This is a genomic window from Thermaurantimonas aggregans, from assembly GCF_003851885.1.
GTDB classification, from domain to species: Bacteria; Bacteroidota; Bacteroidia; order Flavobacteriales; family Schleiferiaceae; genus Thermaurantimonas; species Thermaurantimonas aggregans.
Genome location: NZ_BHZE01000037.1, coordinates 1 through 9436, shown reverse-complemented (window position 1 = coordinate 9436; position 9436 = coordinate 1). Strand labels below are relative to the sequence as shown.

Below are 9436 nucleotides of genomic sequence, written 5' to 3'. Positions count from 1 at the left end.
GGTTGCTGTTTAAAGACTACTCGCCTCACTTAAAATGTCTATGATGGCTCTAATTTACTTCAATTAAGGGTTTTATCAAAATAAAAAAGAAGGCGTCCTTTACTTTTTGGACACCTTCTTTTTTATTAATGTTTTCTTAAGCACTGTGTGCCCATTTGCACATGTTCTTAGCAAAGTAGCCTTCTATCTTTGCACATAATTTTTGTGAATCGTTGTAAATGATCTATAAAGGATACGAAGCCATCATCGGTCTCGAAATTCACGTACAGCTTAAGACCTACAGCAAAGCATTTTCATCTGACCCCATATCCTTCGGCGCTAAACCAAATACGCAAGTCAACCCCATCAGCCTCGGCCATCCGGGTACACTGCCCGTCCTTAATCGATCTGCGGTAGAATACGCCATACGTTTGGGCTTAGCGTGCAATGCTGAAATCACGCGCTTTAACAAGTTTGCCCGCAAGAATTATTTCTATGCTGACCTACCCAAAGGATATCAAATATCTCAATACGATACCCCCATCTGTACAGGCGGCTATGTAATGATAAAAGACGCCGACGGCAACGACAAAAAGATCGGTCTTATACGCATCCACATGGAAGAAGATTCAGGCAAGAGCATTCACGACATCGACCCCTTTTACACCCTGATAGACCTGAACCGCGCCGGTACTCCCCTACTCGAGATTGTAAGCAAACCAGACTTCAGAAATGGCCAAGAAGCCTACAACTACCTGGCCGAAATGCGCAAACTGGTGCGCTACCTCGACATTTCTGACGGCAATATGGAAGAAGGCTCACTGCGCTGCGATGTAAACATCTCTGTGCGCAAAATAGGCGATACCACTTTCGGAACAAAAGTGGAAATCAAAAACATGAACTCCTTCCGAAACGTGCAAAAAGCCATCGACTACGAAATTATGCGTCAGGTCGAATGCCTTGAAAGTGGCGAAACGCTCACCCAAGAAACGCGCACCTACGATCCTATTAAAAACACCACCAGCGTGATGCGCACCAAAGAAGATGCCCACGACTACCGCTACTTCACCGAACCTGACCTCGCACCCTTGGTGATCACTGAAGAATTCATACAATCCGTGCGTAATGCAATGCCCGCCCTGCCGTGGGAGGTGAAAGAAATACTCACTACACAGCACGGCCTCTCAGACTACGACGCGGCCCAAATCTGCGAACTCAAAGAAGAAGCTCAGTACTATCTGGAATGTACTAAACATAGCTCGAGCTATAAAAACATAGCCAATTACATCCTTGGTCCAGTTCGTTCGTATTTGAACGACAAAGCTCTATCAATCACCTCCTTCCCTCTTTCGCCCAAAAAACTCACTGAACTAATTCAGTTGGTCGATGCAGAGCTGGTAAGCCACTCTGTGGCTCAAGGCAAACTCTTTCTTCTGCTGATTGAAAACCCAAATGCTAACCCCGAACAACTTGCCCGCGAGCACAATCTGCTGCAAGAGCGAAATGAAGACCTCCTTGCTCAAACAGCCAAAGAAGTCTTAGAGGCCATGCCAGAAAAGGTAGCTCAATACAAGGCCGGAAAAACCGGTTTGCTTGGCCTCTTTATGGGCGAAGTAATGAAGCGAACTCAAGGAAAGGCCGACCCTAAGTTAGCTTCCGCCATTCTCCAAAAATTACTAAACAACCAATAATTACTAATACCTAATCGGATGAAAATCAGATCACTTCTGGCAGCTTTAGTATTGGCTGTCTCAACAGTAGCCTGCAGCCTTTTCTCGCCTAAAGAACAGGCAGTGCTAAACATGACCATTTCAAATACTCGAAAAATCGCCATTTTATTGGCCGATACTGTACAGGCTATTACTATCGATTCACTCGATGTACCAGCCTCTGGCCGCCTTACATACAAAATAAAATTGTCAGAACCTGGCTTTTACGTGATCGACCTTCTGCAAGGCAAGCGCATACCCCTATACCTCGAACCGGGCGACTACATCACCATCAAGGCCGATGCTACAGCTGACTTTGAGGCAGATGAAATTACCGGTTCGGAGGGCGTTGAAATACTTAACCAGATAAACGAAGAAAACTTCAAATCCTTTGCTCTGATCGACAGCCTAGAACAAGAGCTCTCGAAAGCCGAAGGCGAAGGCACTTTTAACAGTGAAATACGCACCAGACTCGATGCAGCGTACGATAAGCGCGTGAAAGAACATCAAGAAGCGCTGTATGCCATTATTGATAAGTATTACAACAAACTGCCTGTGATTTTTGCTTTCTACCAGAGCCTTGGCCAGTTGCCGCTCATTAGCCCAATGGATAAGTTCGAGCTCTTCGAGAAGGTTGAAGAAGGCTTGAAGAAGAAGCATCCAAACAACATGCACACCATCTACTTTGCGAATCGCAATCAGAAGATTAAAGAAGCCATCGAAGTAGAGCGCAAACGCCGTGAAAATGCAGCCCGCATCAAAGAAGGAAACCCAATGCCTGAAATCGCATTAGCCAACGATGCCGGCGAAGTCATTAAACTGTCATCCCTCAAAGGCAAAACAGTACTTGTTGACTTCTGGGCTGCATGGTGCCGTCCCTGCCGGGCTAACAATCCAAAAATCGTGGAACTTTACAAGAAATTTAAAAACAAAGGATTTACCGTGTACAGTGTTTCGCTCGACGGCATCCCCAGCCAACCCTCACCGCGCGATGCCTGGCAGCAAGCCATTAAAGACGACAAACTCGAATGGCCTTACCACGTAAGTGAATTAATGGGTTGGAATTCTAGCATTGTCAATGAGTTTGGCATTGAAAACATTCCCTTTACCATTTTAGTAGATAAAAATGGCAATATTGCCGCTGTAAATCCACCCATCGATATGCTCGAATCCATCATCAAGGGGATTCTCTAAAAGCTATTTTTCCAATTGTTTTACAAAAAAACCTGCTTTTTATCAAGCAGGTTTTTTTTTTGTTGTATAAAAATTTTTAAAAATAATTTATTTGGAAAACATCGGATTTTCTCTCTTATCAATTAAACCTAACCTGAATAATTCAAAAAATCACCATTAGTTCATTTCATAAGAATTCTAAATTTTTATATGTGTGTCAATTAATTGTATTTTTTTATTTGTTCATATCTCAATATTGAAAATATTACATAAATAGACTGAATATTTTATATTTTTTTAAATTAACAAAATTTTTACAATTTATAAAAAATCTTTTTATGTTTGTTAATATTGATCAACAAACCACGGATATGAAAAAGCTTTTACTTTTTATTACTTTTTTATCATTAAGCATATTATCAAAAGCACAGGTCAATATTGCTCCCCTGGCCACAGCATCGGCTAGTACATGCAATACTGGTCCCTGTAGTACACTTAATGATTTAAACTTCGGCACATGCGGCGCCCAGCAGATGTGGATTTCTACTTCGACCCCCCCCGATCCGACACCGGGTGTAAATTGGATTGTTTTTGAATGGACAACTCCACAAACATTTGACAAATTCATTATCCACCACGCTCAAAACAACGCTCGGCTTCTTACCGGAGGTCTCATTCAGAGATGGGATGGAAGTAACTGGGTGAATCACCATACTTTTTCCAACCTCCCGCCCGCATGCTCAAATCAGGTGAATTTTCCAAAAGTTACTACTACCAGGGTACGCATCACATCCTTTCAGATGACCGGACCCGGTCAGCAGTCTAACCCCAACTTTCGCGAGTGGGAAATTATATCAGCACCTACACTCCCAAATGATGCCGGTATCGCAGCACTTGATTCCCCTCAGGCATTTTGCCCAGGAGTTCACAACGTCAGAGTGCGTGTGGCCAATTTTGGAACTAACAAAATAGATAGTGTAACGGTAAACTGGTCTGTAAACAATGTGCTTCAGACGCCCTTTCAACTTAACCAGCAGCTCGATACCGTGGGAGGCACTGGGTTAAATCAGATCCAGATACTTCTCGGATCTTGGAACTTTGTGGCGAATACATCTTACAACTTTAAAATCTGGACGTCAAATCCCAATGGTGTTGCCGACCCATTTAATGACAACGACACACTCACAATCGTACTAACTCCTGCCATTTCGGGTACTTTCACCATCAACTCATCGTTGCCCACCTCAGGAACCAATTTTCAATCCTTTACTGCCTTTTCAAACTTTATAAATTCAGCTGGCATTTGCGGCCCGGTAGTGGTCAATGTGGCACCAGGTTCAGGTCCGTATCTTGAAAAAGTGAGTTTTGGAAATATTGCTGGTGCATCTGCTTCGAATACCATTACGATTAATGGAAATGGTGCAGTACTCAACTTCTTTTCGCCAAACACCAATGACCGTGTCACTTTAGAACTGAATGGCACCCGATATATGATCCTTGATTCGCTTACGATTCGGAGCGACAGCGGGGCACAAGGCTTCAGCGTGCTTCTTCGCAATCAGGCCGACTGGAATATCATCCGAAGGTGCTCGATCATCTCAAGCACTACTTCCACTAGCACGGTCTATGCTGCAATAGCCTTGTCTAATAGCAACACATCTGCAGTAACCTCTGGTAACAACGGAAACAACAACCTTATTGAAAACAATGTCGTCATCGGTGGTTACTACGGCATCACGCTTTTGGGATCTTCCAGCACTCTGCGAGGTGTCGGAAACATTGTCAGAAGAAACATTATCAGAGACTTTTACTTGTATGGCATATATGCCTTAAATCAGGACAACCTTGAAGTGTTTGGAAATGATATCAACCGACCAACGCGTACTACCATAAGTACTTTCTATGGATTCTATCAAGGTACAAGCGGTTCAGGCGTACGGGTGTTTAATAACAGAATACACAATGCGCACGGAGCGGCACCCTACACCAATACATTTACGGCCTATCCTATATTTTTAAGCTCCACTGCTGGTACAGCCTCTAACCTGAATATCATAGCAAATAACCTCATCTATGACATTCAAACAAATGGGGTTTACTACGGCATTTATCTTTCAGGTGTTACGGATCATACCCGCATTTATCACAATACTGTGGTCTTTAATACTACCTCATCTTCATCAAGCACTACGCGTCTGATTTGGATAGCAGGTACGCCTACAGCCGGATGTGAAGTGCGCAATAATTTACTATATCTGTCCAGACCTGGTACGGGTGAACGTTTTCTTACCTATTTGACTAGCAATACGAATGCAATCATAGCGAGTAACAATGGGTATTACAAAAATCCGAATATCTCCATGACTGCACCTACCTTCTTCAGAGGTTCCTCATTCAATACGCTTCAGGATTTTCAAAATGCTGGGGCTGACTCCAATAGCGTATTTATAGATCCACAATTCATCAACATAAATAATAATTTTAAACCTTTAGCTCCACAGCTAAATTCATTAGGTAAAAATTTAGGAACTTTAGTGCCATTTGATTTTGACTCTTTGCCTAGAAGCCTTTTACCTGATCCGGGAGCTTATGAATTTGATCCCCCTCCTGGCCCTAATCCAGGTTTACAAGCATTTGTTCAGCCATCCGGAGCTCTTTGTGGTGACTCAGCTGATGTAGTTGTTAGGGCTATTAACATCGGACAGGATACTGTCACTTCTCTTACCATTGGCTGGTCTATTAACAGTGTTTCACAGACTCCGGTAAGCTGGACTGGGGTGCTTGCAACGGGTACCTTTGTAAATATTACGCTGGGCAAATTTGCTATTAACAGCAATACCCTTTACGATATTACAGCTACCATTACCGCAAGTGGGCCTGGTGTTGACACCGATCCTTCAAACAATTCTATTGAAATTCTCGGACTTCGTAAGGGTCTGACAGGTACCTACACCATTAATGCGCTGGCAGCACCTTCGGCCACGAATTTCACGTCGTTTAGTGATTTTACATCTGCCATCAACACGGCAGGAGTCTGCGGACCTATAACCGTAAATGTAACACCCTTTTCCGGACCTTACATTGAACAAGTAGCCTTTAACAATGTCACATCCACTTCTGCTATTAACAAAATTGTCATCAACGGAAACGGAAATATTCTGCAGTTTACATCGACCAATACAAATCAACGCTACACGTTGATGTTGAATAATAGCCGCTACATCGAAATTGACAGCTTAGATATCAGGGCATTGGGAAGCACATCGACTCAATTTGGAACTGCTCTTTATGTAACGGGTGGTTCGCAATATTTAAAGTTTAATCGTTGTCGATTCCAGGCAGAGGCCAACTCCACCAGTATAAATTTCAACTGTGTGGTAGTTGGAACAAGTGAATCAACTCCTTCTACTATTGGGAAAGGCGGTGATTACATAGAAATTACCAATTCTAGGCTCATTGGAGGCTATTTCGGACTTACGATTTCTGGGGGATCCACCGCCACTGATCTTTCAGTTGGAAATAAAGTTGAAAATTGTTCAATTGAGGATTTCTACATCTATGGCACATATCTGAGAGGTCAAGATTCAATGATTTTCCACAATAACGATATTTCAAGAGCCAATAGAGCTACTGTTTCTACCTTCTACGGTATTTATGCATTGTCATGGATAAACAATTCAAAATTTACTAATAACAAAATACACGATACCCATACAGGTACATCAGCCTCAAGCACTGCTGCAATGTATCCAATATTCATCTCTGGCAGTACCACCACAGGACAGAGAAACCTCCTCGCAAATAATTTGGTATTCAACATTAACGGGGGAGGAACCACATATGCTTTGTATATGAGCAGTAGCCAGCACTGGGATGTGTATCACAATACCATTGTGGTAGAAGATGCTCTTTTTTCAGGAACGGGCACACACACCCCGGCATTTTTGTCGGGCACATTCACCAACGTGGATATTCGAAACAATTTATTTGTGAATACACGTACCAATGGAGGAACTAAATATGTGATGTATCAGGGAACAGCAAATACCGGAATAACGTACAACAACAACGGTTATTTCTCAGATATAACCACTGGAGTTTTCTTCCACGGCTCAGCTCTTAATTCATTTGCAGATTGGCAGGCTACGGGTAAGGATCAGAACTCTGTCTTTGCAAATCCGGGATTTATTAATCCGGCTACTGACAATTATACTCCCTCATCCGGCGCTATAAACAATCTCGGTTCTAATCTGCTCTCCATAGTGCCGACAGATATTAATGGAAATCCCCGTACTACCACTCCTGACCCCGGCGCCATTGAATTCTCTCCCCTGCCCTGCTCAGGTGCATGGGCGTTTAAAGCTGATAGTATTTATCCCACAGGCGCCTTTTTAAGCTGGCAGTCTTCTGCCGATACCTTCCAGATAGAATGGGGACCCGTAGGTTTCGTACCGGGCTCAGCTCAAGGTACACTCATTTCTAACATAACCACAAAATCCTACAACTTAACGTCTCTAGCAGTAGGAGCATGTTACCAGATTTATCTACGTGAGGTGTGCAACGGTGGTTTCAGTGTATGGTCAGGACCCGTTCAGGTATGTACACCCATACAGTTTGATGCTGAATTAGTAAATCTCGTCGGTCTACCGACGAGCTTCTGTGGAGCATCAAGTACTCCTATACGATTTGTTGTGAGAAATAATGGCTTTGGGCCTATCTCGAACCTACCCTATGGATTGGTAATTACAGGTGATATTACCCAAACCATTACAGGTACTTACACAAACGCTATTCAACCCAACTCGACAGATACTATAACTGTTGCGAATCTCAATACACTAAACGGTGGTATAATTCAGGCAATCGGGTATGTGAATCTGTCAGGTGATCAGGTCACCAATAACGATAGCATTACTCGAAATGTGGTAATCATCCCACTGGCACCTCAAGCGTTACCGGCTCAAGCTTGCTCTGGTGCAACTTCAGCACAATTAATTGCCAAGCCATTACCAGGTGTAGGATACGAATGGTATGATGTGCCGACAGGTGGTACACCTATTTCCATGAGCGACACACTCACTGTAACCAACCTACTGGCAACCTATTACCTCAAATATCAAGAGTCAGCAGATTCTTTGCTTACCACCATAGCAGCAGGTAATTCACAGAATGGAAACATCTTTGATGTCGACATCAAAGGTGGACCATTGACGATTACCGGATTTACAGTTTCACCGAATACTACAGGTCAGTCTACTTTTGAAATTTATCATCGTCCGGGTTCATTTGTAGGATTTGAAAATTCTCCAACCGGTTGGACTCTGCTGCAGAACTTTTCTGTGAATGTAACTGTAGCTGGCCCTAATACTAAGCTGATGTTTACTACACCCATTACATTGCAGCCAGGTACTCACGCCTTCTACGTGACCCGAGTGGGTGCATCGGTAAACTACACCAATGGTACAGCTGTGGGTAACATCCTGGCATCACATCCGCGTATCGATGTAAAAGAGGGCATTGGCAAGTCCTATCCGTTTGGCTCTACGTTCTCTCCGAGAAATTTCAACGGCTATATCCACTTTGGCTCTGAAGCGTGCTCTGATACACGTACTCCTGTGACCATTACCCTGCAAAGTGCCCCCACCGCAGCCTTTACCTACACCATTAGCAATTATACGGTGAACTTCTCAGGCACCTTCACCGATGCCGACTCGGTGTACTGGACCTTTGGTACAGCAGGCAGCAGCAGCCAGCAGAATCCGACCTTCACCTTCCCGCAAAACGGGGTGTACCCGGTGTGCGTCACTGCCTTTAACGCCTGTGGCTCAACTACCGTGTGCGATACCCTTACCTTCAGCATCGGCATCAGCGAAATCTCCCTGCAAAACCGCCTGAAGGTTTATCCGAATCCGAATGCCGGTGTGTTTGACGTGACCTTCAGCGACGACGTGGCCGAGCTGCCCATCGAAGTCCTTGACCTCTCAGGCAAGGCCGTCTATCGCGCCACCTGGAAGAGTGCCTCCGGCCACTACCACGAGCGGCTCGACCTACAAACACTACCAGCTGGAACCTACATGCTGCGCATCCACTCCACCACCGGCCAGCTCACCCGCAAGGTGGTAGTGAAGAAGTAAGATTTATCTTAATTTATTTAACTTAAAAACCGCCCTTCGTAAAAGGGCGGTTTTTTTTTACAAAAATCAATCTTATAAATAATTAGATTTTGAAACATTTAAAATTATGAATTCATGTTTTTAAGTCTTAACCTAATCATAAAATTCTTTTATTCCGAAGAATATTAATAAAAAATACAGAATTTAAAAATATTTTCAAATTATAATAAATTTTTTTTAATTTTTAAGCTAATAACCTCCTTTATTTTTATTAAAATTGAAATTAATAAAATTCACGCTATGAAAAAATTATTACTACTGATTTTATTTACATGCTCCTGACTTCCGCATTTTAACACCCAAAATTGAAGATTGAAGCTACTTTTTTTTGCTCCTCTGTTAAAAGGATTACTTTGCTAATGGTTTCTTTCGTCTTGGGTGTAGTGATTTCGATTTGATAAA

At 43.1% G+C, this 9436-nt stretch carries 3 protein-coding genes; all 3 read left to right on the top strand.

Features of this window, described 5'->3' with window-relative positions:
* The first annotated feature begins 218 nt into the window (after positions 1 to 218).
* Positions 219 to 1670, top strand: coding sequence for an Asp-tRNA(Asn)/Glu-tRNA(Gln) amidotransferase subunit GatB (gene gatB, locus EIP89_RS11195; protein ID WP_124398775.1), 1452 nt, complete (start codon positions 219 to 221; stop codon positions 1668 to 1670).
* An 18-nt stretch (positions 1671 to 1688) separates the two neighbouring features.
* Positions 1689 to 2882 (top strand): TlpA family protein disulfide reductase, encoded by a 1194-nt coding sequence (locus EIP89_RS11190; RefSeq protein WP_124398774.1) that lies wholly within the window; start codon positions 1689 to 1691, stop codon positions 2880 to 2882.
* 350 nt (positions 2883 to 3232) lie between these two features.
* Positions 3233 to 8995, top strand: coding sequence for a T9SS type A sorting domain-containing protein (locus EIP89_RS11185; protein ID WP_160160598.1), 5763 nt, complete (start codon positions 3233 to 3235; stop codon positions 8993 to 8995).
* The last annotated feature ends 441 nt before the right edge of the window (positions 8996 to 9436 follow it).

What these genes read in the sequence shown, in the direction of transcription:
- gatB (WP_124398775.1), top strand. Translation starts at nt 219, where the DNA reads ATGATCTATAAAGGATACGAAGCCATCATCGGTCTCGAAATTCACGTA.
- EIP89_RS11190 (WP_124398774.1), top strand. Translation starts at nt 1,689, where the DNA reads ATGAAAATCAGATCACTTCTGGCAGCTTTAGTATTGGCTGTCTCAACA.
- EIP89_RS11185 (WP_160160598.1), top strand. Translation starts at nt 3,233, where the DNA reads ATGAAAAAGCTTTTACTTTTTATTACTTTTTTATCATTAAGCATATTA.